Origin of the sequence: Streptomyces sp. NL15-2K, assembly GCF_030551255.1 — a bacterium.
In the GTDB taxonomy this organism is placed as follows: Bacteria; Actinomycetota; Actinomycetes; order Streptomycetales; family Streptomycetaceae; genus Streptomyces.
This window is the reverse complement of record NZ_CP130630.1, coordinates 5,947,824-5,966,997: the sequence shown is the minus strand read 5'-3', so window position 1 is coordinate 5,966,997 and position 19,174 is coordinate 5,947,824. Positions and strand designations below refer to the sequence as shown.

Sequence of the window (19,174 nt, the reverse complement as noted above, 5' to 3'; positions counted from 1 at the left end):
GAAGTGGCCTGCACACCCCGGCATGCGGCCACCGGTGCGCAGGTGCCCTCCATGCGCTACGACCGACCGGAGGGCCTGCGCTACGACCGACCGGAGGGCCTGCGTGCCGACTGCTCGTACGCCCTCAGCTTGTCGGGCGCCAGGATCCAGTAGAGCCCGTCTATACCGTCCGGTCCCGCGGTGACGCTCACCAAGGCAACGGTGACCCCGTCCTTGACGAGCAGCAGACTGGGCCGGCCGTTGGCCTCGACCACGCCGTAGTCGGCCCCGGGGAAGAACTTCTTGGCGAAGGCGCTGATCCTGGCCACGCGCTCGACCCCCACCACCTCCAGCCGTGCCACACCGCGCATGCCGTTACCGTCGGCGTAGGCGACGACGTCGGCCGACAGCACGTTCTCGAGCGCGGCGACGTCACCGTGCCGCGCCGCCGCGACGAAGGCTTCGAGCAGCCGCCGGTGCTCCGCCATGTCGACGGGACCACGGCGCTCGGCGGACAGCCGCTTGCGGGCCCGGCTGACGATCTGCCGCGTATTGGCCTGGCTCAGCCGGAGCACGCCCGCGATCTCGCCGTAGGGATAGTCGAACGCCTCCCGCAGTACGTAGGCCGCCCGCTCCACGGGATTCAGTTTCTCCAGAACCAGCAGCACGGCCAGCTCCAGCGCCTCGCCGCGCTCCGCGCCCACCTGCGGATCCACGCTGGTGTCCACGGGCTCCGGCAGCCACGGCCCGACGTACGCCTCACGGCGGACCCGTGCCGACTGAGCCACGTTGATCGCCAGACGGGTGGTGATCTTGGCGAGGAACGCCCCGGGATCCAGCACCGCGCTCCGGTCGGCGCCCTGCCATCGCACCCACACGTCCTGCACCACGTCCTCGGCCTCGGACACGCTGCCCAGGATGCGGTAGGCGATACCGAACAGCCGTGGACGCAGCCGCTGGAACGCGTCCGCCGCTTCGCTCAGCGAGTCGTCGGTGAGCGACTGTCGCTCGTCCATGATGCCGATGCCTCCGCAGGTCGACCATCGTGCCCTCAGACGGGCGTTCCCTCGACGCAAGGACGGCCCACTCGCTGGATCCTACGGCGGCCGGGCCGAACCGTTCGGCAGCTCGACCACCTTCGCACTCGCTCGGGAGCCGCGGCCGCGGCAGACTGGTGCACGGCCGCGGGCAGGAGGGCATGTGTCGACGGACCGGCAACCCATGGATCTCGAGGCGTACACCGAACGTGCGCGAAGCGGCCCATGCTTTGTCTGCGCGTTCCTCGCCGGGCACCCGGACTACCCGCACGAGAAGGTCTTCGAGGACGAGCACCATGTGGCCTTCCTCGACAAGTGGCCGACCGTCCCCGGAAAGGTGCTCGTCGCGCCGAAAGCACACATCGAACACGCCGTACGCGACCTGGATGAAGCGGCTTACACCCGGCTCATGCTGACGGTCCGGGAGATCGCCCTCGCCGTCGAGGACGTCTTCGCATCCGAGCGGACGTACTTGTACTCCCTCGGCAGCCAGCAGGGCAATGCCCATCTCCACTGGCACATCGCGGGTCTGCCGCCGGGCACCCCCTACCAGCAGCAGCAATTCCACGCCCTGATGACCGAAAACGGCGTACTGCCCCTGCCGCCGGACGAGGCGGCCGACATGGCCGCACGCCTCCGCGAGGCCGTCGCCGCCCGGGGAGTCCTCAGGACGGGATGACCCACGCCGGCCCGGGCCGGTCCACGCAGACTCGTACTCCGACCGGCCGGCCGGTCCATCCGTATCCGGCTGCTGTCAGAGAGTGCGGGACATGAGGTCCAGCAGAGCCGTCCAGTGGCGTTCGGTTGCCTCGGGGGCGGCATGGCGGTGTCTGCCTGGGTGAAGCCGTGGTGGGCGCCGGTGTAGACCTCGGTGCGGTGGCGGACGCCGGCCTCGGTGAGGGTCTTGTCGAGGCGGGCGATCTGCTCGGGCGGGTTGGTGGAGTCCTGGTCGGCGTGGCCAAGTCCCCGGAGTCGAGCGCACGACCGGCACGCCCGGGCCGCAACTCAACCTGCGTGAAGGTCAGCGCCTGAACGGGTCGCAAGTGAGCGCAACACCGGGCTGACTGCCTACGGATCCCAGCCAGATACAGCGGTCAGCTGCGGTCGACAACGGAGCCGGGCGGGCGAGTTCGTAGCGGTAAGGCCAATCCGCCAATCCGCAGGTCACCTGCCCTACGCCCGCTGAGTGCTGAGTGCTGAGTGCTGAGTGCTGACAGTAGAGTCCGGGGCATGCATCCGGTCCACCGCCTCAGCCGGCGCTTGGAGTTGCGCGAGTTCCAGGCGGACGACGCCGACGCTGTGTTCGCCATCTACGGCAGCGAGATGGCAACCGAGCACCTTTCGTTCGAGCCACGCACGCTCGATGAGGTCCGGCAGATCGTGACCCGGTCCATCGAGGCCGCGACGTCCGACCCGCGTTCCGAACACGCGCTCGCCGTCGTCGAGCGCAGCACTGGCACGCTCGTCGGCGCCGGCCGCCTGGCCCTGGACCCGCACCAGCCCGGCGGAGCCACCATGGGCTTCGCGCTGCGTCCCGCGTCCTGGGGTTCCGGATACGGTGTCGAGACCGTACGGCTGCTGCTCGGACTCGGCTTCGAAGAGTTGGGCCTGCACCGGATCTGGGGTGCCCGCTCGCCCGCCAACGAGGCCTCCGCCAAGACGATGGACCGTGCCGGGATGGCCGAAGAAGGCCGTATTCGCGAACACGTCCGCAAGGGGGGCGTGTGGCGCGACTCCATCGTCCACGCGATCCTCGACCGCGAGTGGGCCGCCCGGACCACGTGACCGATCAAGGATGACCTCAAGAACCTCGCCACCGCTGGGTCGATGACGTATCCATATGACGTATCCATGTGCAACTGCTCACCAACGAGCCGGACGCCCTGAGCCTCGCGGCCCTGGCGGACGATGGCGCCTTCCCTGCGGTGCAGTGCGAGCCCCCCACGGCATGACCCCGCAGGGGCCCGCCCCCGTCTCGTGTGCGGTTCCACCAGGGTGCCGGTCCGCGCCACGTAGTCGCGGACGCCGGTCTGGATCTCGGGGTGGGCCTTGGCGACGATCGCGTCGACGTCGCCCTTGCGGTACGCGTCGAGCAGCGTCGCGTGCACCTCGGCCACGGCGAACCGGCCCGCCAGCGCCCCGTCGACCGGGTCGCCCGGCATGGAGTCCTGCTGGGTCCTGCCCCAGAAGAGCTCGCCGGTGATGCCCTCGGATCCCATGGTCGGGAAGATCACGACGACCGGCCGCTCGCTCTCCGCACCGGTCTGCGCCCGCGCCCGCGCCCGACGCCGCCGAGGCCGGGGGCCCCGGACGGTGGGGGGGGAGACGACCACATGGAACCGAGCCGGACTGACTTGTCCCGGTCAGGTCTCTGACATATCGCGGACGTGACGCGGCTCACGCCCAAGGCGCCCTCCGGCCACTCTTGTCGTTATTTCTCCTCCAGTTGGGCTCGACGCTCCCTCAACTCACCGCCTTCCGTGGGTTCTTGGACATCGGTAGGTTCTGGGAAGCACAGCAGCATCAGCCCCGAGGGGGAAACGCGTTGACCACGCACGATCATGTCTCACGAGCGCGCAAGCGCCTCACACGCCTGAGAATCGCCGCAGTCGCCGGAGCCGCCGCGGTCGCTCTCGCCATAGCCGGTACGGGTGTCCAGGCGATGGCCACCCAGACGACCGGGACGGCCTCGGAGAAGACTCCGCCGGTGCCGTCCCTGTCCTGGTCCGACTGCCAGGGCGGCTTCGAGTGCGCGAGCGCCGACGTGCCGCTGGACTACCGCGAGCCGCAGGGCCGCACCATCACCCTGGCGGTGATCCGCAAGAAGGCCACGGACCAGGCCAAGCGCAAGGGCACCCTGTTCATGCAGCCGGGCGGGCCCGGCAACTCCGGAGTGGACTTCGTCCGCAACAACTACGCCAGCCTGCCGGCCGGCCTGCGCGACTCGTTCGACGTCTTCGGGTACGACGTACGCGGCGTCGGGCGCAGCTCACCGCTCCAGTGCTGGGACGACCAGCGCTACACCAAGGCCGTCACCGACGCCAAGGGCGTCCCCGGCCCGGACGCCTACGGTCCGGCCCTGCGCGAGGCCGCCGAGTTCAACCAGGCGTGCGTGGACAACTCGGGTGACCTGCTGCCGTACATCGGCACCGAATACGTCGCCCGCGACATCGACCTGCTGCGCCAGGCGCTGGGCGAGGACCAACTCACTTACTACGGGCGGTCGTTCGGCAGCTACATCGGCACCGTCTACGCCGCCCTGTTCCCGAAGCGGGTGCGCGCCCTGGCACTCGACGGGGCGTACGACCCGGAGCACTACGCCAACCAGCCCTACGCCTACGACTGGCCCCAGTACCAGGCCCTGGACGGCGCGATGAGCCGCTTCCTCGACTGGTGCGCCGCCGACCAGGCCACCTGTGGGTTCGGCGACGGCAACCCCCGGGCGGCGTTCGAGAAGCTCAAGGCCGACCTGGACGCCAACCCGGTGCCGACGGCGAACGGCGGGCGGGCGAACGGCTACACCCTCGTCTACCGCCTGATGTTCAACATCAACGAGGGCAAGGTCATCTGGCCCTCCTTCGGCGAGGCGCTGCGCAAGGCCCAGCAGCGCGACAACACCTCCTTCCTGCTCCGGCCGCCGTCCCCGGCCAGCTTCGACTTCCTGGGCCCGAACGTGGCGGTCGAGTGCGTCGACCGGGACTACCCGAGCGACCTGAACCGACTGAAGCGGAACGTCACCCTCAACGCCAAGGCGGCGCCGCTGCTCGGCCCGGCCATGGCGTACGGCCCGCCCACCTACGACCACCAGCACGCCACCGCCTGCGTCCAGTGGCCCGGCGAGAAGGTCAGCCGCTACGACGGCTCCTACCGCGCGGAGGGCTCCGCGCCGATCCTCGTCGTCGGCACCACCGGCGACCCGGACACCCCGTACCGCGATGCGGTGGCCCTGTCCCGTCAGCTCGACAACGCCTCGCTGCTCACGTTCAAGGCCGAAGGGCACACCGCCTTCAACAGGAGTGCCTGCGCGACGGACGCGATCACCGGCTACCTGCTGGACCTGAAGGTCCCCGCCTCGGGCACGACCTGCGCCGACGAGACCCAGCCGCCGTCCTCCACGCCCACCGTGGCCCCGCCCGGCACGACGCTCGGCGAACTCCGCAAGGGCGTCGACGAACGCGTCGACCTCCTCGGCGTCCCGCGCTGACGCACGCGGCACCAGCACCGGCACACTGAGGCGCCGGACCCTCCAGGGTTCGGCGCCTCGCCCCTTTTCACCGATCAGGGTCTTTCACCGATCAGGGTCTTTCACCGATCGGGGTCGGGCCGCCATTGCCACGGGTTCGGGCGGAAATGTAACGTGACCAGCCGTTTTGCGGCCACACCGCCCGCGGCTACCGCTTCGTCACGGTGAGCCACCTGCGCGCGGGCCTCTGAGACGCCCCACCGCCTCAGCCGACGTCCGCCAGCCCGGTCGCCCGGCCCTCCTCGTCCCACCGAACCTGCAGAACACGCACGACGGCATCGCGGTTCAGCGGCCCGAACACATGCGGGAACAGGACGTCCTCGGCAACCCCGGGCGGCGGAGCGGGAGCAGCCGCCTCCCACTCACACTTGGCGGCGAGCCGCTCCTCGTCGAGCACCAGCGCCAGCAGCGGCCGGGGCGCGGTCCGGTAGAACGCGTTGACGACGGCGAGCGTGGTCGCCTCGTCGGGGGAACAGTGCACGAAGCCCTCCTCCACGAGGGAAGCGGGCGCGTACGGCTGGTCGGGACGGGCGTTCCACTCATCGCGCGGGACGACGTGATAGATCATGGCCCGGTTATACAGCTTATCCAGCAGCGGAGTACGCAACCTTCCGCCGCACCGGATCGTCTTACCCATTACCAGCTTTACGCAACAAAGGGGGACATCATGAGGCGAATGGGAGCGATGGGCGCGGCAGTGGCAGCACTCGCCCTCGCGGGCACGGCACTGGCGGCGGGGGCGTCCACCGCGGGCGCCGCCCCGGCGACCGCTTCGACCGCCACAGCCTGCCCGACGGGCTGGGGCAGCGGCGTCAAGGGCGGCGTCACCGCCGGCGCCGTACCGCTGAAGGACATCAGGACCGGCAAGCACGACTGCTTCGACCGCATGGTGTTCGACGTCCCCGGCGGCGGTGACATCGGCTACTACGTCCAGTACGTCGACCGCCTCCACCAGGCCGGCTCCGGCGACTACATCCCGGTCGCCGGCGGGGCGATACTCGAGGTCCGCGTAGCCGCGCCGAGCTACGACCCGGAGACCGGCGCAGCCACGTACCCGGGAAAGGTGGGCCGCCCCCTGCCCGGCGTGGACATCACCGGCTACCGCACCTTCAGGGACACGCGCTTCGCCGGCAGCTTCGAGGGGGAGACGCAGATCGGGCTCGGGGTGCGGGCACGGTTGCCGTTCCGGGTTACGCAGCTGACGGATCGGCTGGTGGTGGATGTGGCGCACAACTGGACGGGCAGCCGCTGACGGGTTCAGGCCGTCAACAGTTTCACTTTCCTGGTGAGGTGGCCGGATGCGTAGCGCCCTCCCCGCCCTGCGCGGCTACGTGCCGCCGCTCCTGGTTCACCTCCTGATAGGTGTCCCCGCGGCCCTCGCCGTCCTCTGCGCGCGCTGGTACATCGCCTACGGCCACTGCGAGTACGACGACCTGGACCGCCGCGACCTGGACGGCTGCACCTACGACCAGATCGAGAACAACGGCTTCGCCCTGATCGCCCTGATCTGGATCGGCGCCCTCGTCCTCCTCCTGCTCCTTCTCTTCGACGTCCTCCGCCCGCTGCACACCGGCCGCCCCCTCAAGCCACGCCTGCTGACCCTGCCGGCGGTCCTGATCCCGTACGCGGTGTACGTGACGAACGGGGGGTGGTGAGCAGTCACCGTGACAAGGCGTTCCGCGAGCTTCATGCGCGAATCCTTGAACTGCGGCATGTCTACTGGATCGGGGGCGGGAGCGGCGCGGGCAAGTCGACCACAGCTCGCCGATTGGCGGACCGGTTTGGCTGGCGTCTCTACGCGACCGACGACGTGATGGGAGATCACGCTCGGCGGACCACACCGGAAGACGCCCCGTTCCTGTCGAAGACCTTCTTGGACTGCCACACGAGCCGTGTGTAGTCGTCGAGGGCTTCCGGCTGCTGCCGCACCTCGTGAAGCCTCTGCTTGCCACACCTGATCACGCCGTCTGGCTCCTTCCCACCCCCGAGTTCCGCCAGGCCGCGATCCGCAGTCGGGCTCGAACTGCGCACCATCGGGGTCGACACCACGATGACCGAGGACGATCTGGCCAGGCTGGTGACCGAAGCGTTCGGAAAGGGGTGAGCGCGTCCCCGCCGGGACCGTCGCCCGCTTGGGATGCGGCCAAACCTCCCAGTCGGCGCGTTCGGAGGGCGTGCGGCGTCTCGTGCCCGCTCAGGCGCCGACCGCGGCGGAGTCGGCGCCCCGGCGCGCTCCCACATTCAGGTGGCGGTCGTCGGTCTTCCTGCCTGGCGGGCCGTCTCGCGCATATCCAGGACACATGGATGAACTCCGCACCGCAGCCACCCATCCTCCGTTCTCCCGACGGCAGTTCACGACCGTCGCAGGTACGGCCGCAACCGCGACGGCCCTCGGCCTGGGTACCTTGGCCACACAGGGCACGGCCGCCGCCGCACCCGCCATCGCCCCCGCGGCCGACCCCTGCCCACCCAGATCCACCGCCACCTGGTCCACCTGTCTCGCGGTCGCCCGCGCCCTGCTCGTCGTGGACGAACACGACCGCCCCCTCGTCCCGCAGTACGAGAAGATCCTCAACTCCGGTCTCCCGCGCGCCAAGACGAAGAACGCCAAGAAGATCCTCGTGGTCGGCGCCGGGCCGGCCGGGCTCGTGGCGGCCTGGTTGTTGAAGCGGGCCGGGCATCAGGTGACGTTGTTGGAGGCCAACGGCAACCGCGTCGGCGGTCGGATCAAGACCTTCCGTACCGGTGGGCACGAGCAGGCGGCGCAGCCGTTCGCCGATCCGAAGCAGTACGCCGAGGCGGGGGCCATGCGGATTCCCGGTAGTCATCCGCTGGTGATGAGCCTGATCGAGCAACTCGACGTCAAAAAACGCCGGTTCCATCTCGTGGACGTCGACGGCGACGGCAAGCCCGTCAACCGTGCCTGGCTGCACGTCAACGGCATCCGCGTGCGCCGCGCCGACTACGCCAAGGCTCCGCGCAAGGTCAACCGGTCCTTCGGGGTGCCGCGCAAGTACTGGGACACGCCGTCCAGCAAGATCCTGCGCGATGCCCTCGACCCCGTACGCGACGAGTTCAGCACCGTCGGGCCGGACGGCAAGCGCGTCGACAAGCCGATGCCGGAGCGGGTCAAGGGCTGGGCGCGGGTGATCCAGCAGTACGGCGACTGGTCCATGTACCGGTTCCTGACCGAGCGGGCCGGCTTCGACGAGCGGACCATCGATCTGATCGGCACGCTGGAGAACCTGACCTCACGGCTGCCGCTGTCGTTCATCCACAGCTTCATCAGTCAGTCGCTGATCAGCCCGGACACCGAGTTCTGGGAGCTGGTCGGCGGCACGGCGACCCTTCCGGACGCACTGCTGAAGCAGGTCGCCGACGTCCTGCGGCTCGACCGGCGCGCCACCCACATCGAGTACTGGGCCGGGGGCCAGGGCCGTGACGGCCGCTCCGACGACCCGTCACACGTGGGCCCCGACGGGCCGCACGTGTGGATCGACACCGTCTCCGAGGGGCGTGGCGGCAAGGTCGTGCGCGAGCAGTTCACCGGGGACCTCGCGATCGTCACCGTGCCGTTCTCCGGGCTGCGGCAGGTCCAGATCAGTCCGCTGATGTCGTACGGCAAACGCCGTGCCGTCGCCGAACTGCACTACGACAGCGCGACCAAGGTGCTGCTCGAATTCAGCCGCCGCTGGTGGGAGTTCGGGGAGGGCGACTGGAAACGGGAGCTGGACGCCGTACGCCCCGGGCTGTACGACGACTACCGCAACGGCAAGGCGCCCGCCGACGGGAGTCTGCTGGGCGCGCACCCCTCCGTGCCGGACGGCCACATCAGCGACGCGCAGCGCGTCCACTACGCCGCCAACCGCTGGGCCACCCGTGACCAGCCCGAGGCGGCGCGGATCGTCGGCGGCGGCTCCGTCTCCGACAACTCCAACCGCTTCATGATCAACCCCTCCCATCCGATCGAGGGCAGCAAGGGGGGTGTCGTCCTCGCCTCCTACAGCTGGGCCGACGACGCCTCCCGCTGGGACTCGCTCGATGAAGAGGCCCGCTATCCACATGCGTTGCGCGGGCTTCAGCAGGTCTACGGGCAACGGGTCGAGGTGTTCTACACCGGCGCCGGGCGCACCCAGAGCTGGCTGCGCGACCCGTACGCGTACGGCGAGGCGTCCGTGCTGCTCCCCGGACAGCACACGGAGCTCCTCGCCGCCATCCGCTCCCCCGAGGGCCCGCTGTACTTCGCCGGCGACCACACCTCCGTCAAACCGTCGTGGATCGAGGGGGCCCTGGAGTCGGGGGTGCGGGCCGCGCTGGAGGTCCACACGAGCTGAACGAACCTCGATGACGCGCCGGTCGCGGGTCCCGGCAGGCCCTTCATCAGGGCGTGGCTACTGCCGGTGACCCGTGCCGGTGTGGATGAGGATCTGTTCGGCCTGCGTGATGTTGTCGGCGCGTACGGCTTCGGCCATCGCGGCGCGTGCCGCGTCGGGGGCCGCGTGCGGCGGGACCACGAGGAGGGAGAAGTAGTCCTGATCGCCTCGGGTGACGAGGACGGTGTCGTCGCCGACCGGGAACGAGTCGATGTGGACGACCCGGTCGTCGATGACCATGCGCGTCGGCAGTTCCTCCCAGGCGCCGGCGTCCAGGCCGACGCGGGTGATCGGGCCGAGGTACTCGGTCAGTGCGGTGATCAGGACGGGAAGCTCGGCGGCGATGTCACGGGAGCGCGGCCACCAGGCGCCGTCGAGCACTCCCTGACGCTCGTGCGTGGTCTCCAGCCGTACGACGGCCGTTCCGGGTTTCACGGCCTGGTGGACGGCGTCCGGCAGGAGCCTGGTCACGCGGGGGGAGTCGGAATCGGATGCGGACATCGCGCTCGCCTGCCTGACGGATCCGTCACACTCAGTGGTTTCCTGATTTCACCGTACTCCTCGTTCCACCGGCCCCCGGGACACGCCGGAGTAGAGTGACGGAACCGGCCCGCTGATCTCCGCCAAGGGCCTGGAGGCTGCGGGGAACGTTGTCACGGGGCCCTGTCGGCGGTCGTTCTTCACCAACGAGGTCGCCATGGAGCCGCTGGAATCGTCGCCGGACGGGCACGCCGAGGTCCACATCGTCGCCGCGTCCCCCGAGGTCGCGCGTCGGGTCGCGGAGGTTCTCCGGCATTGCTTCGCCGCCACCGAGCAGCGCAGCTACCCTGCGGGCGCGGACGGAGGCACCCGCCTCCAGCTCACCGTGGACACCTCCCGCACGGCAGGTCCGGCACGGTCCTGGCTGGAGAGCAGCGGGTCCTAGTGCCCCGGCACTAGTGCCGCGGCAGGCAACGTTTGCCCGTCAAGGAGCGGCGTCCGGTGCGTGCTCTCGGCGTGCCGGGCGCAGGCCCTCGTACTGGATGTACTTGGGTCTGTGCCCGGTGCGGCGAGTGGGGGCACCTCCCACGCCTTTAGGGCAGTGGGGGAGCGTGCCGGGCGCCGCGACGGGGCAAACGTTGCCTGCCGCGGCACTAGTACCTGTCCGACACGTTCCCGTCGTCCGCGGCTGCCGCCATGAGGGGTTCCGCCGCCTCCCCCGTCGTGTCGGGTGGCACGACCAGCAGGTCCCAGCGCCCACGGCCGGGGGCGAGCAGGACGACGGTGTGTGGGGCGGAGGCCGCAAGAGCCCTGCGCAGTCGTACGACTTGGTTGAAGACGAGCATGCGGCCGGGCGTCGCGGACCACGTCGCCCCGTTGACCGTGACACTGCTGATGTGCCCCCAGGCGAGCGGCAACCCGGCGAGGAGCTGCGGGAGTTCCGCGAGCAGGTCGTACGAGCGGGGCCACCACGCGCCGTCGATGGGCCGTGGCATGCCGCTGCGCGGTGCCAGACGCAGGCGGAGCAGGGGATGGGAGGGCAGCGGGGGTTGCAGAGCGGTCGTCACGGCGGCGGATCCTGCCTCGGGCGGAAGCACCCGGTGTGGTGGAACCACGAGAACGAGACCGACTTGAGCACCGGTGTACGAAGAATCCTCGCTTCTCTTACCCTACTCCCGCCCGCCACAACGTCCCTTGTGTCCGAGCCGGTCGCGCTACGACGTCAGGCCGATCGCCGCGCAGTCCTCCTCGAACTCCGGGGTGCAGATGTCCTTGACGGTGTAGACGCCGTCCCGGATCACCGTGTCCTTGATGTTGGCCCGCGTGAGGGCGACCACCTGCACCAGGTTCGACGGGATGTCCTCCTCCGTCGGGCTGTCGACGTGGTCGGGGGTCAGCGCGTCGAACTCGATCGAGCGGCCCTGGACCTTGGCCACCGCGATCTCCGCGGCGTTGCCCGCCTCCAGCAGGAACGACTTGTACACGCTCATGTACTGCTCGCCGGAGACGATCCGCTGCACCGCTTCCAGATTCGCGTCCTGCCCGGTCACCGGCGGGATATCGGTGGCGCCCGCCTCCTTCAGCGCGTCGATGACGGCGCCCGCCATGCCGTCGTTCGCCGAGTAGACGGCGGCGATGTTGTTCAGCCCGATGGACTGGATCGCCTTCTTCATGTTCGCCTTGGCGACCGAGGGCAGCCACTCCCTGGTGTCGTACTGCTTGGCGATGACCACGTGACCGTCCAACTCGCTGAGCGCGCCCGCCTTGAAGCGAGCCGTGTTCGGGTCGGCGGGCGAGCCGTTCATCATGACGATCTTGCTGGTCTCGGCCTTGTTGCCGAGCGCGTCGACGATGGCGCGGCCCTGCACCTCACCGACGAGTTCGTTGTCGTGCGAGACGTACGCGTCGATCGGGCCCTCGGCGAGCCTGTCGTACGCGATGACCGGGATGTTCGCCTCTTTGGCCTTCTCGATGGCCGGCGCGATGGCCTTGGCGTCCACCGCGTCGACCAGGACCACGTCCACCTTCGCGTCGATCATCTGCTGGAACTGCTCGCTCTGCCTGGTCGCGCTCGCCCCGGCGTTGGCGTAGCGGACCTTGCCCTTGTTGTCGGTGAGGGAGGCGACGCGCTTCTTGATGATGGGGTAGTCGAACTTCTCGAAGCGCGTCGTCTCCTTGTCGGGCAGGAGGAGTCCCACCGTGATGTCGTCGCCCTTCTTCGGGCTCTCGGAGCTGTCGCTCCCGCCGACGGCGTCGATGACACCGCACGCGGCGAGTGAGAGGGCCGATGCGGAGGCGGCCACGGCTATGGCGAAACGACGCACAGCGGTGCTGCGGGGACGAGCGTTCACATCAGGTGCCTTCCGGGGTGGGGGGAGGTGGCAACCAGGTGGGGGAAAGCCAACGCGGCGACGGCGGCAGCGTCAAGCCGCACCTGTTAACGAGATAGCAACGGCACCATATTCGGTTGTCCTTCGCCGCGTTGGCCTGAGACGTTCGGCGAGCCTCCGGTACGTGCGCGTAACTCCCGTACCTGCGCGTACGTACCTCCAGTACGTACGCGTACACGTTTCCCACTCACACCCACGCTCCCGACGACACCGTCCAGAGCTTTGCCATCGTCAACCTCCGCCGCCGCCCGTCGCGTTCAAACGACAACGGCCTCCGCTCCGGTCAAAGTTGACCAAAGCAGAGGCCGTTCGGCGCGTCCCGCCCGTGTGCGAACTCGGGGTGCTGCTCAGGCGCCCGTCCAGAGAGGCGGCGCGGGTGCCGGGGCAGGGGCCGGCGCGGTCGCGGGCTCCGGGGCGGGGTCTGCGGACGGGGCCACCGGGGGAGTGGCGTGGCAGGTGAAGCCGAGGCGGGTCAGTGCCCTGGTCACCTCACCGGCGCTGAAGTCGCGACGGTCCTGGCGGGTGATCACCTCGCCCACCTGCTTGACCGGGTACAGCCGGCGCCCGATGGCCACGCAGGCCCCGGTGACATCCTCGGGGCGGACACCCTTCATCTTGGTCTCCACCTCGCTCTTGTCCAAGTCGAAGGGATAACGGGCGATCACAACGCGCATGGTGCCTCACCAAAGGTTGGGGGGAACGGGGTTTCTCGGCAGGGAAAACGCGCGGAAAAGCGGAAACAAACAGGGCCCGCACTCGAGGTGCAGGCCCTGTTTCGCCGTATGCGCGAATGGCTCAAACGCAAACGTCAGGCAAACATCAGGCGGGGACGATGTTCTCCGCCTGCGGGCCCTTCTGGCCCTGCGTGACGTCGAAGGTCACCTTCTGACCTTCCTGCAGCTCGCGGAAGCCCTGGGTGGCGATGTTCGAGTAGTGGGCGAAGACGTCGGCGCCGCCGCCGTCCTGCTCGATGAAGCCGAAGCCCTTTTCCGCGTTGAACCACTTCACAGTACCGGTGGCCATGTCATATCTCCTGAGGCAGTGCTGGAAGCCCGCACCGCGCGGACCTCCCCATCGCCGTGATGATCACCTGCCCGGAAAAAACCGGCAGCAAAATGGCAACCACAACTGCAACTGACGTCCAGCCTAGCACGACGCGATGCGAAAGAAAGCGGCGTCGAGAAGACGACACGAGACGACGCGAGGCGGGTCGAGAAGCAAGCCGAGAAGCAGTCGAGAAGCAGTCGAGAAACGGTTGACATTGCCCGGATATATCGGTAGAGCTCGCCGCAGAATTACTTTCCGGTGCTGCTCGAATTTCTGCTCCGGCCGTGGCAGATATTCACCGGCCGCCCTGGGTGGATCCGGGCCCCTCCGCCGGACGGCCCAGCTCCTCCTTGTCGCGCAGGGCCTCCTCCAGCTGGTCCTCCAGGCCGATGATGCGGCAGGCGGCCTCGATCGGGGTGCCCTGGTCGACCAGTTCACGGGCCCGGGCGGCCAGGCGCAGCTGGTGGCGGGAGTAGCGGCGGTGGCCGCCCTCCGACCTCGTCGGGAGGATGAGCCCCGCCTCGCCCAGGGCCCGCAGGAACCCGGGCGTGGCATCGATGAGCTCGGCCGCCCGGCCCATGGTGTATGCCGGGTAGTGGTCGTCGTCGAGCCGGTCGGTGGCGTACTGCTGGTCTTCCGAGGGCATCTGCGCCTTCCCGCGGGCCGCCGGAGCACGGCCCGCCCACAGGGGCTGGTTTCCCCGCAGGGGAACTCTAGTCGCCCCGGGTGAAAATCTGCCGCGGCGGGCACAGGTGTGCCACGGCGACTCCGGTCGACCAGCCCTCTCCGGCGCCCGGGTGCGTGACATCGGGTGCGTGGTGAGGCCAGTGTGGCCAGAGGTGTGTGAAACCCGTGACCCGAGAATCCGTGCAGGAGTGTCACAGGGGCTGCACACAGTCGTTCGATCGTGTCGTTAGCGTTACTGGCCAATCGCTGCCGCGTGCGAACGCGAGCAACAGCACGGCCCCCGAGGGTCGTCGGCATGTCAACTCAGGAAGACCACAGATGGACTACTGCTCCACGTGTCGTCGGCATCTGAATGGCGCCCTCGTGTGCCCGGGGTGCGGTGCCTACGCTCCCGACATCGCACCGGGCCTCGTCGACGGTCACCCCGTTCCGGGCCCGGCCACCGCCGCGTCGACGGGCACGGCGGCATGGGCTGTCACCTCCTCGGACGCGCCACGCGAAGCCCCGCCGGTCGACCCCGCCATCGATGAGTCCGGCCACGCGACACCCGCGCCGCAAGGGCGCGCGGCACGCCGTCGGCAGCAGGCCCGGTGGAAGAAGACCCAGCGCCGGGCGCTGGTCGCGACGGCCGTCGCGCTCGTCGGAGGCGGGCTGACCGTCCTGTCGATGGACCGGCAGTCCACGGACAAGACGCAGGCGGCCACGGCGCCGGGCATCACGGGCATGGGCGGCGCGGAGGAGACGACGGACCAGCACCTCCGCCCGGAGTCGACACCGCCCGCCACGCGCGGCACCTCGCGCACCAGCCCGGAGCAGGCCACCGCCGCCGACGACCAGCGCCGCCGGCCCGCCCCCGCCTCGACCCCCACCACCACGCCGCCGAACACCCGGCCGGACGCCGCCGCCGTCCCCCGGACGCCGGTGATTCCGCAGCAGCGGAACACCACCCAGACCTCGACGTCCGTCTCCGCCGGATCGGCCACCGACCAGACCGGCACGAGTACGGGTACCAGCACCGGTTCCGGGTCCGACTCCGGTACGGCGGCCCAGCCGACGCCCGCCCCACCCGCCGCCGGCGACAACAGCGGCTCCGACTCGGGAAGCTCGCAGACGAGCCCCGACCCGGCGACGACTTCGCCGAGCTCACCGCAGCTCTGCGTCCTCGTGATCTGCCTCGGCTGACCGAGCCGCGCCGCGCCCGACGCCGTCATTCCAGGCGACCGGCGCCGGCGGTCAGGCCTCGCGCTGCCAGGCGGGGTCGCGGCCCGACAGGCCCAGGACTCGGTCGAACAGCGGGGCGGTCGGCGGCACATCGACTTCCGGGCCGAACGCCCCGTACTGTCTGGCCATCTCGGCCCGGCCGGCGACGTCCTCGTACAGGGCCGCCGCGAGGTCGTCGTCCACCGTCAGCTTCTGACCGGTGGCCACCGCCAGGTCCCAGCCGTGCAGCAGCCACTCGCACAGCAGGATCCCGCCGACGAAGCCGGCCGGCATCCGGCTGCCGTTCCCGGTCAGGGATGTCTCGCCGGTCCAGGCCCGCGGGTCGCTCCAGACCTCGGCGGTCGCCGCCGCCCGGGCGGCGTACGCCTCGGCCCAGCCCGGCTCCGCGGTGAAGTCATGGCCCTGCTCGGGCTCGCCCGGCTGCGGGGGCTGCTTGAGCCCGGCGCCGTACCCCCGCACGCCGGTCCAGAAGATCAGGTGATTCAGCAACGCCCGGACGTCCAGCTCCGTGCACGGCGTGCGCCGGTCCAGTTCGTCGGGCCCGATCCCGCGCACGACGTCCACGGCGACCGCTGCTGCCCGGGTCATCACGGCTGTCGGTTCCATGGTGTTCGCTCCTTCCCCGCTGTCTCCGGTGGCACGGTAGGCGGATCGAGGACGGCGAGGATTGAACAAACGCGACAGGCGGCCCCGGGGTCAGGTCCACCGTCCACCGTCCACCGGATCCGGGCCGAGTCGGGTGGACCCGGCGAGGGCCGTGCGGGCTGTCCTCGATGTGTGCGCGGGCGTGCGGGGCAGGCCCGTACGAGCACGGCCGTCGCCAAGCAGAAAGTTCCACGCTCCTCGGCCTCGTGGCCCGGATCCACGACGCCACGACCGTGTCGGTGCACCCCACGCGGGACGCGGTGAGGGGGTCGGCCACGAGGCCGGGCGACGTCGGCCGCGCGCTACGCCTCCGCCGCCGAGGCTTCGTCGGCCCCCGCGCCCAGGGCAGCCGCCTGGGCGGCGAGGTCGCGCAGGGCCGCGAGGTGGGACTGGAGGGCGCGGCGGCCTTCCGGGCTCAGCCGCAGCCAGGTGCGCGGTCGCTTCCCCACGTATCCCTTGCGCACCTTGATGTAGTCCGCGGCCTCCAGCGTGCTGACCACCTTGCTCAGCACCGAGTCCGAAATCCCACACCCCTCACGGACGGCACGGAACTCGGCCTCGGTGCACCCGGAGAGGAACGCCATGACGGTGAGTCTGGTGGGGTGGTGGATGCGCTCGTCCAATGCGGGCGGCACCCGTTCCTCGCCGCTCATGGCCGGGCGTCTCCCGCCCGCTCCTGGCTCAGCAGCCACCCATTGGCCAGCCCGCCGCCGACCCCGCCGACGATGAACAGCCCCGCCAGTCCGAAGAGCGCCCCCGCGCCCGCGACCACGAAGAGCACACCGGCGTACGTCAGCGTCACCTGCCGTCGGCCGACATGGCGTGGGTAGGCGTGGATGATGCCAGGCCGGTGCTCGACGCGGTGGGCGAGCACGATCTGGGCGGCCACCAGCAGGGCACCCACAAGGAGCAGCGCGACGGACGGCCAGGAGTCGGCGGCGATCCACCGCGAGCCGATCAGGGTGAGCCCGGCGGCCATCAGTCCGCCGTTGGCGGCCGGATACCAGGCGGGCAGGGCACCCCCCGGCCGGGCGGCGGCGTCGCGCGCGGCCTCGGCGGCACGCAGCGCGGCAGCGGCGCCGGACGCGGGGATGTCGTGCATCAGGTCCTCCGGACATCGGGATCACCATCCGATTGCCATCATCGCATTTACTTTCCAACCTGGAAAGTAATACCTTCACGGCAAGAACAGGCCCGGGCGGCATGACCAGCCGCCGATCCGGCCGTACGACGGCACTCAGGGGGAACCTGATGACCTTGCAGGAAACGGCACTGGAGGCCGACCACGCCTCCAGTCCGGAACCGGCGATCCTGGTCCGCGGACTGCGGATGCGCTACGGCACCCGCGATGTACTGAGCGGACTCGACCTGGAGGTCCGCAGGGGCGAACTCTTCGCGCTGCTCGGCCCCAACGGCGCGGGCAAGAGCACGACGATCGAGATCCTCGAGGGCTACCGCTCCCGATCCGGCGGCGACGCCGAGGTCCTGGGCCAGGACCCCGCACGCGAGGACCCCGTCTGGCGGGCCCGCCTCGGCATCGTCCTGCAGGCCAACCGCGACCACGGCCGCTGGCGGGTCGGCGACCTGCTGGGCCACTTCGCCCGCTACTACACACGCCCCTTCGAGCCGTCCGAGCTGCTCGGCCTGGTGGGCCTCACCCCGCAATCCGCCCAGCAGGTGAGCACCCTCTCGGGCGGCCAGCGGCGACGCCTCGACGTCGCCCTGGGCATCGTGGGCCGCCCGGAACTGCTCTTCCTCGACGAACCGACCACCGGCTTCGACCCCGAGGCCCGCCGCGACTTCCACGACCTCATCCGCCAACTGCGCGACAGCCTCGGTACGACGATGCTGCTCACCACCCACGACATGAGCGAGGCCCAGCAACTCGCCGACCGCATCGGCATCCTGCAGCACGGCCGCATCACCGCCTGCGGCACCCTCGCCGAGCTCGCCGCCGCCGCGCGGACCCGCTCCGAGGTCGCCTGGACGGACACCGACGGCGTCCCGCAACGCCGGCTCACCGCGGACCCGTCGGGGGTCGTCTGGGAACTGCACCAGCAGCTCCGGGGGCCGATCCCCGACCTGGAGGTACGCCGTCCGACGCTGGAGGACACCTACCTTCGGATGGTCGCGGAGGGCGACGAGACAGCCGTGGAAACGGCCGGGAAGGGACGGCCGGAGGCCCGCGCCCGCCACGAGGAGGCCACCGCGTGAACGTGAACCCCTACCGGCTCGGACTGTCGCGCGGCGCCATCGAGCTGCGCCAGGTGCTGCGCAGCCGCAAGGACATCTACACGTACCTGTCGACGCCGCTGGTCTTCCTCGCCGTCTCCTACTGGCAGTCGCGGGACGGCGACGACGCCATGACGCAGTTGTCCCTGGCCGGCGGCATCGGCTCCACGATCTTCATGTTCGGCCTGCTGACCGTCCCCCAGTTCCTCTTCGGCGACCGCGAGGACGGCACGCTGCTGCGGCTGCGCGGCGTACCGGGCGCGATGACCGCCTACGTGACCGGCAAGGTCCTCTTCGTCCTCGTCAACATCACCGTGTCCATCGCGCTGTTGCTGCTGGGCGGACGGGTGCTGCTCGGGGCCGGGCTGCCGGACACCTCGCAGCAGTGGCTCACGCTCGTCTGGGTCGTCGCCCTCGGCATCGTGGCCGTCGTACCGATCGGGGCGGCCATCGGATCGCTGCTGCCCGCCGCACGGGAGGCCCTGGGCGTCTACATGCTGCCCATGATGGCCCTGATGGTCCTCTCCGGAACGTTCTCGCCGCTGCGCAAACTGCCGGAGTGGTTGCAGAACCTGGCGTCCTTCTTCCCGCTGCGCTGGATCGCCCAGGGCGTCCGTTCCGCACTGCTGCCCGACAGCGCCCAGGCCCTGGAAGTGTCCGGCGCGTGGCAGCACACCACCGTCGCGGGCGTGCTCGCACTGTGGGCGGTCGCCGGGCTCGTGCTGGCCCCGCGGCTGCTCCAGCGGATGGCCCGGCGGGAGTCGGGAAGCCGGTTGTCGGAGCGCGAGCAGCGGCGGATGGCGAAGACGGCGTACTGAGTGTGGCGAAGCCGACCCGAGG

The 19,174-nt window shown here is 70.2% G+C and carries 22 protein-coding genes and 1 pseudogene; 10 read left to right on the top strand and 13 right to left on the bottom strand.

What is annotated here, in order from left to right; all coding sequences use genetic code 11:
- Nucleotides 1-80: 80 nt before the first annotated feature.
- Complete coding sequence (gene sigJ / locus Q4V64_RS26850) at nt 81-995, bottom strand: RNA polymerase sigma factor SigJ (RefSeq protein ID WP_124440553.1); 915 nt, start codon at nt 993-995, stop codon at nt 81-83.
- Nucleotides 996-1,200: 205 nt separating this feature from the next.
- Here sigJ and Q4V64_RS26845 point away from each other — a divergent pair, with 205 nt between their 5' ends.
- Nucleotides 1,201-1,695: an HIT family protein gene (locus Q4V64_RS26845; RefSeq protein WP_124440554.1), complete on the top strand. Its 495-nt coding sequence runs from the start codon at nt 1,201-1,203 to the stop codon at nt 1,693-1,695.
- Nucleotides 1,696-1,770: 75 nt separating this feature from the next.
- On the opposite strand, the pseudogene Q4V64_RS55225 reads toward Q4V64_RS26845, so the two are convergent.
- Nucleotides 1,771-1,976 (bottom strand): annotated as a pseudogene (locus tag Q4V64_RS55225) (dienelactone hydrolase family protein); the annotation flags it as partial.
- 270 nt (nt 1,977-2,246) lie between these two features.
- Here Q4V64_RS55225 and Q4V64_RS26830 point away from each other — a divergent pair.
- Nucleotides 2,247-2,801 (top strand): GNAT family protein, encoded by a 555-nt coding sequence (locus Q4V64_RS26830; RefSeq protein ID WP_124440556.1) that lies wholly within the window; start codon nt 2,247-2,249, stop codon nt 2,799-2,801.
- Nucleotides 2,802-3,561: 760 nt separating this feature from the next.
- Nucleotides 3,562-5,220 carry an alpha/beta hydrolase gene (locus Q4V64_RS26825; RefSeq protein ID WP_124440557.1) on the top strand — a complete coding sequence of 553 codons (1,659 nt, stop codon included), beginning with the start codon at nt 3,562-3,564 and terminating at the stop codon, nt 5,218-5,220.
- A 244-nt stretch (nt 5,221-5,464) separates the two neighbouring features.
- On the opposite strand, the gene Q4V64_RS26820 is transcribed toward Q4V64_RS26825, so the two are convergent.
- Nucleotides 5,465-5,827, bottom strand: coding sequence for a DUF952 domain-containing protein (locus tag Q4V64_RS26820; RefSeq protein WP_124440558.1), 363 nt, complete (start codon nt 5,825-5,827; stop codon nt 5,465-5,467).
- A 99-nt stretch (nt 5,828-5,926) separates the two neighbouring features.
- Here Q4V64_RS26820 and Q4V64_RS26815 point away from each other — a divergent pair, with 99 nt between their 5' ends.
- Together Q4V64_RS26815 and Q4V64_RS26810 are read left to right on the top strand one after the other, a co-directional pair.
- Nucleotides 5,927-6,511 carry a hypothetical protein gene (locus Q4V64_RS26815; protein WP_124440559.1) on the top strand — a complete coding sequence of 195 codons (585 nt, stop codon included), beginning with the start codon at nt 5,927-5,929 and terminating at the stop codon, nt 6,509-6,511.
- A gap of 46 nt (nt 6,512-6,557) precedes the next feature.
- Entirely contained in the window at nt 6,558-6,914 is a 357-nt protein-coding gene (locus Q4V64_RS26810; protein ID WP_124440560.1) for a hypothetical protein, read from the top strand.
- A gap of 166 nt (nt 6,915-7,080) precedes the next feature.
- Here Q4V64_RS26810 and Q4V64_RS26805 read toward each other — a convergent pair whose 3' ends face one another.
- Nucleotides 7,081-7,221, bottom strand: a complete 141-nt coding sequence (locus tag Q4V64_RS26805; protein WP_172629225.1) for a hypothetical protein — start codon at nt 7,219-7,221, stop codon at nt 7,081-7,083.
- A 338-nt stretch (nt 7,222-7,559) separates the two neighbouring features.
- Between Q4V64_RS26805 and Q4V64_RS26800 the strand changes: the two genes are divergently transcribed.
- Entirely contained in the window at nt 7,560-9,593 is a 2,034-nt protein-coding gene (locus Q4V64_RS26800) for an FAD-dependent oxidoreductase (RefSeq protein ID WP_124440561.1), read from the top strand.
- Between the two features lie 57 nt (nt 9,594-9,650).
- On the opposite strand, the gene Q4V64_RS26795 is transcribed toward Q4V64_RS26800, so the two are convergent.
- The gene (locus Q4V64_RS26795) at nt 9,651-10,133 is read right to left on the bottom strand and encodes a DUF5994 family protein (RefSeq protein ID WP_124440562.1); all 483 of its coding nucleotides are present in this window, start codon (nt 10,131-10,133) and stop codon (nt 9,651-9,653) included.
- Between the two features lie 196 nt (nt 10,134-10,329).
- On the opposite strand from Q4V64_RS26795, the gene Q4V64_RS26790 reads away from it, so the two are divergent.
- The gene (locus tag Q4V64_RS26790) at nt 10,330-10,557 is read left to right on the top strand and encodes a hypothetical protein (RefSeq protein ID WP_124440563.1); all 228 of its coding nucleotides are present in this window, start codon (nt 10,330-10,332) and stop codon (nt 10,555-10,557) included.
- Nucleotides 10,558-10,765: 208 nt separating this feature from the next.
- Here the strand turns inward: Q4V64_RS26790 and Q4V64_RS26785 are convergent, their stop codons facing one another.
- The 5 genes from Q4V64_RS26785 to Q4V64_RS26765 all read right to left on the bottom strand — a co-directional run bounded on the left by Q4V64_RS26785 (nt 10,766) and on the right by Q4V64_RS26765 (nt 14,195).
- The gene (locus tag Q4V64_RS26785; RefSeq protein ID WP_124440564.1) at nt 10,766-11,179 is read right to left on the bottom strand and encodes a DUF5994 family protein; all 414 of its coding nucleotides are present in this window, start codon (nt 11,177-11,179) and stop codon (nt 10,766-10,768) included.
- A gap of 147 nt (nt 11,180-11,326) precedes the next feature.
- Nucleotides 11,327-12,463, bottom strand: coding sequence for a substrate-binding domain-containing protein (locus Q4V64_RS26780; RefSeq protein ID WP_253266992.1), 1,137 nt, complete (start codon nt 12,461-12,463; stop codon nt 11,327-11,329).
- Between the two features lie 386 nt (nt 12,464-12,849).
- The gene (locus Q4V64_RS26775) at nt 12,850-13,176 is read right to left on the bottom strand and encodes an SCO5918 family protein (RefSeq protein WP_124440565.1); all 327 of its coding nucleotides are present in this window, start codon (nt 13,174-13,176) and stop codon (nt 12,850-12,852) included.
- Between the two features lie 145 nt (nt 13,177-13,321).
- Nucleotides 13,322-13,525: a cold-shock protein gene (locus Q4V64_RS26770; protein WP_010986199.1), complete on the bottom strand. Its 204-nt coding sequence runs from the start codon at nt 13,523-13,525 to the stop codon at nt 13,322-13,324.
- 319 nt (nt 13,526-13,844) lie between these two features.
- Entirely contained in the window at nt 13,845-14,195 is a 351-nt protein-coding gene (locus tag Q4V64_RS26765; RefSeq protein ID WP_124440566.1) for a helix-turn-helix domain-containing protein, read from the bottom strand.
- Between the two features lie 359 nt (nt 14,196-14,554).
- On the opposite strand from Q4V64_RS26765, the gene Q4V64_RS26760 reads away from it, so the two are divergent.
- The gene (locus tag Q4V64_RS26760; protein ID WP_124440567.1) at nt 14,555-15,418 is read left to right on the top strand and encodes a hypothetical protein; all 864 of its coding nucleotides are present in this window, start codon (nt 14,555-14,557) and stop codon (nt 15,416-15,418) included.
- Nucleotides 15,419-15,469: 51 nt separating this feature from the next.
- On the opposite strand, the gene Q4V64_RS26755 is transcribed toward Q4V64_RS26760, so the two are convergent.
- From Q4V64_RS26755 to Q4V64_RS26745, 3 genes are all read right to left on the bottom strand, one after another.
- The gene (locus Q4V64_RS26755; RefSeq protein WP_124440568.1) at nt 15,470-16,063 is read right to left on the bottom strand and encodes a TIGR03086 family metal-binding protein; all 594 of its coding nucleotides are present in this window, start codon (nt 16,061-16,063) and stop codon (nt 15,470-15,472) included.
- A 341-nt stretch (nt 16,064-16,404) separates the two neighbouring features.
- Nucleotides 16,405-16,755: a transcriptional regulator gene (locus Q4V64_RS26750; protein ID WP_124440569.1), complete on the bottom strand. Its 351-nt coding sequence runs from the start codon at nt 16,753-16,755 to the stop codon at nt 16,405-16,407.
- Nucleotides 16,752-17,204, bottom strand: a complete 453-nt coding sequence (locus Q4V64_RS26745) for a hypothetical protein (RefSeq protein WP_124440570.1) — start codon at nt 17,202-17,204, stop codon at nt 16,752-16,754. The genes Q4V64_RS26750 and Q4V64_RS26745 overlap by 4 nt, the downstream gene beginning before the upstream one ends.
- Before the next feature lie 149 nt (nt 17,205-17,353).
- Between Q4V64_RS26745 and Q4V64_RS26740 the strand changes: the two genes are divergently transcribed.
- Together Q4V64_RS26740 and Q4V64_RS26735 are read left to right on the top strand one after the other, a co-directional pair.
- Nucleotides 17,354-18,316 (top strand): ABC transporter ATP-binding protein, encoded by a 963-nt coding sequence (locus Q4V64_RS26740; RefSeq protein WP_253266993.1) that lies wholly within the window; start codon nt 17,354-17,356, stop codon nt 18,314-18,316.
- On the top strand, nt 18,313-19,152 hold the full coding sequence (locus Q4V64_RS26735; RefSeq protein ID WP_124440571.1) for an ABC transporter permease: 840 nt from the start codon (nt 18,313-18,315) through the stop codon (nt 19,150-19,152). Before Q4V64_RS26740 ends, Q4V64_RS26735 begins: the two co-directional genes overlap by 4 nt.
- The last annotated feature ends 22 nt before the right edge of the window (nt 19,153-19,174 follow it).

Bases quoted from the DNA above. Each gene is read 5' to 3' on its own strand.
- sigJ (WP_124440553.1), bottom strand. From the start codon at position 995: ATGGACGAGCGACAGTCGCTCACCGACGACTCGCTGAGCGAAGCGGCG.
- Q4V64_RS26845 (WP_124440554.1), top strand. From the start codon at position 1,201: ATGGATCTCGAGGCGTACACCGAACGTGCGCGAAGCGGCCCATGCTTT.
- Q4V64_RS26830 (WP_124440556.1), top strand. From the start codon at position 2,247: ATGCATCCGGTCCACCGCCTCAGCCGGCGCTTGGAGTTGCGCGAGTTC.
- Q4V64_RS26820 (WP_124440558.1), bottom strand. From the start codon at position 5,827: ATGATCTATCACGTCGTCCCGCGCGATGAGTGGAACGCCCGTCCCGAC.
- Q4V64_RS26815 (WP_124440559.1), top strand. From the start codon at position 5,927: ATGAGGCGAATGGGAGCGATGGGCGCGGCAGTGGCAGCACTCGCCCTC.
- Q4V64_RS26810 (WP_124440560.1), top strand. From the start codon at position 6,558: ATGCGTAGCGCCCTCCCCGCCCTGCGCGGCTACGTGCCGCCGCTCCTG.
- Q4V64_RS26800 (WP_124440561.1), top strand. From the start codon at position 7,560: ATGGATGAACTCCGCACCGCAGCCACCCATCCTCCGTTCTCCCGACGG.
- Q4V64_RS26795 (WP_124440562.1), bottom strand. From the start codon at position 10,133: ATGTCCGCATCCGATTCCGACTCCCCCCGCGTGACCAGGCTCCTGCCG.
- Q4V64_RS26790 (WP_124440563.1), top strand. From the start codon at position 10,330: ATGGAGCCGCTGGAATCGTCGCCGGACGGGCACGCCGAGGTCCACATC.
- Q4V64_RS26775 (WP_124440565.1), bottom strand. From the start codon at position 13,176: ATGCGCGTTGTGATCGCCCGTTATCCCTTCGACTTGGACAAGAGCGAG.
- Q4V64_RS26770 (WP_010986199.1), bottom strand. From the start codon at position 13,525: ATGGCCACCGGTACTGTGAAGTGGTTCAACGCGGAAAAGGGCTTCGGC.
- Q4V64_RS26765 (WP_124440566.1), bottom strand. From the start codon at position 14,195: ATGCCCTCGGAAGACCAGCAGTACGCCACCGACCGGCTCGACGACGAC.
- Q4V64_RS26760 (WP_124440567.1), top strand. From the start codon at position 14,555: ATGGACTACTGCTCCACGTGTCGTCGGCATCTGAATGGCGCCCTCGTG.
- Q4V64_RS26755 (WP_124440568.1), bottom strand. From the start codon at position 16,063: ATGGAACCGACAGCCGTGATGACCCGGGCAGCAGCGGTCGCCGTGGAC.
- Q4V64_RS26750 (WP_124440569.1), bottom strand. From the start codon at position 16,755: ATGAGCGGCGAGGAACGGGTGCCGCCCGCATTGGACGAGCGCATCCAC.
- Q4V64_RS26745 (WP_124440570.1), bottom strand. From the start codon at position 17,204: ATGCACGACATCCCCGCGTCCGGCGCCGCTGCCGCGCTGCGTGCCGCC.
- Q4V64_RS26740 (WP_253266993.1), top strand. From the start codon at position 17,354: ATGACCTTGCAGGAAACGGCACTGGAGGCCGACCACGCCTCCAGTCCG.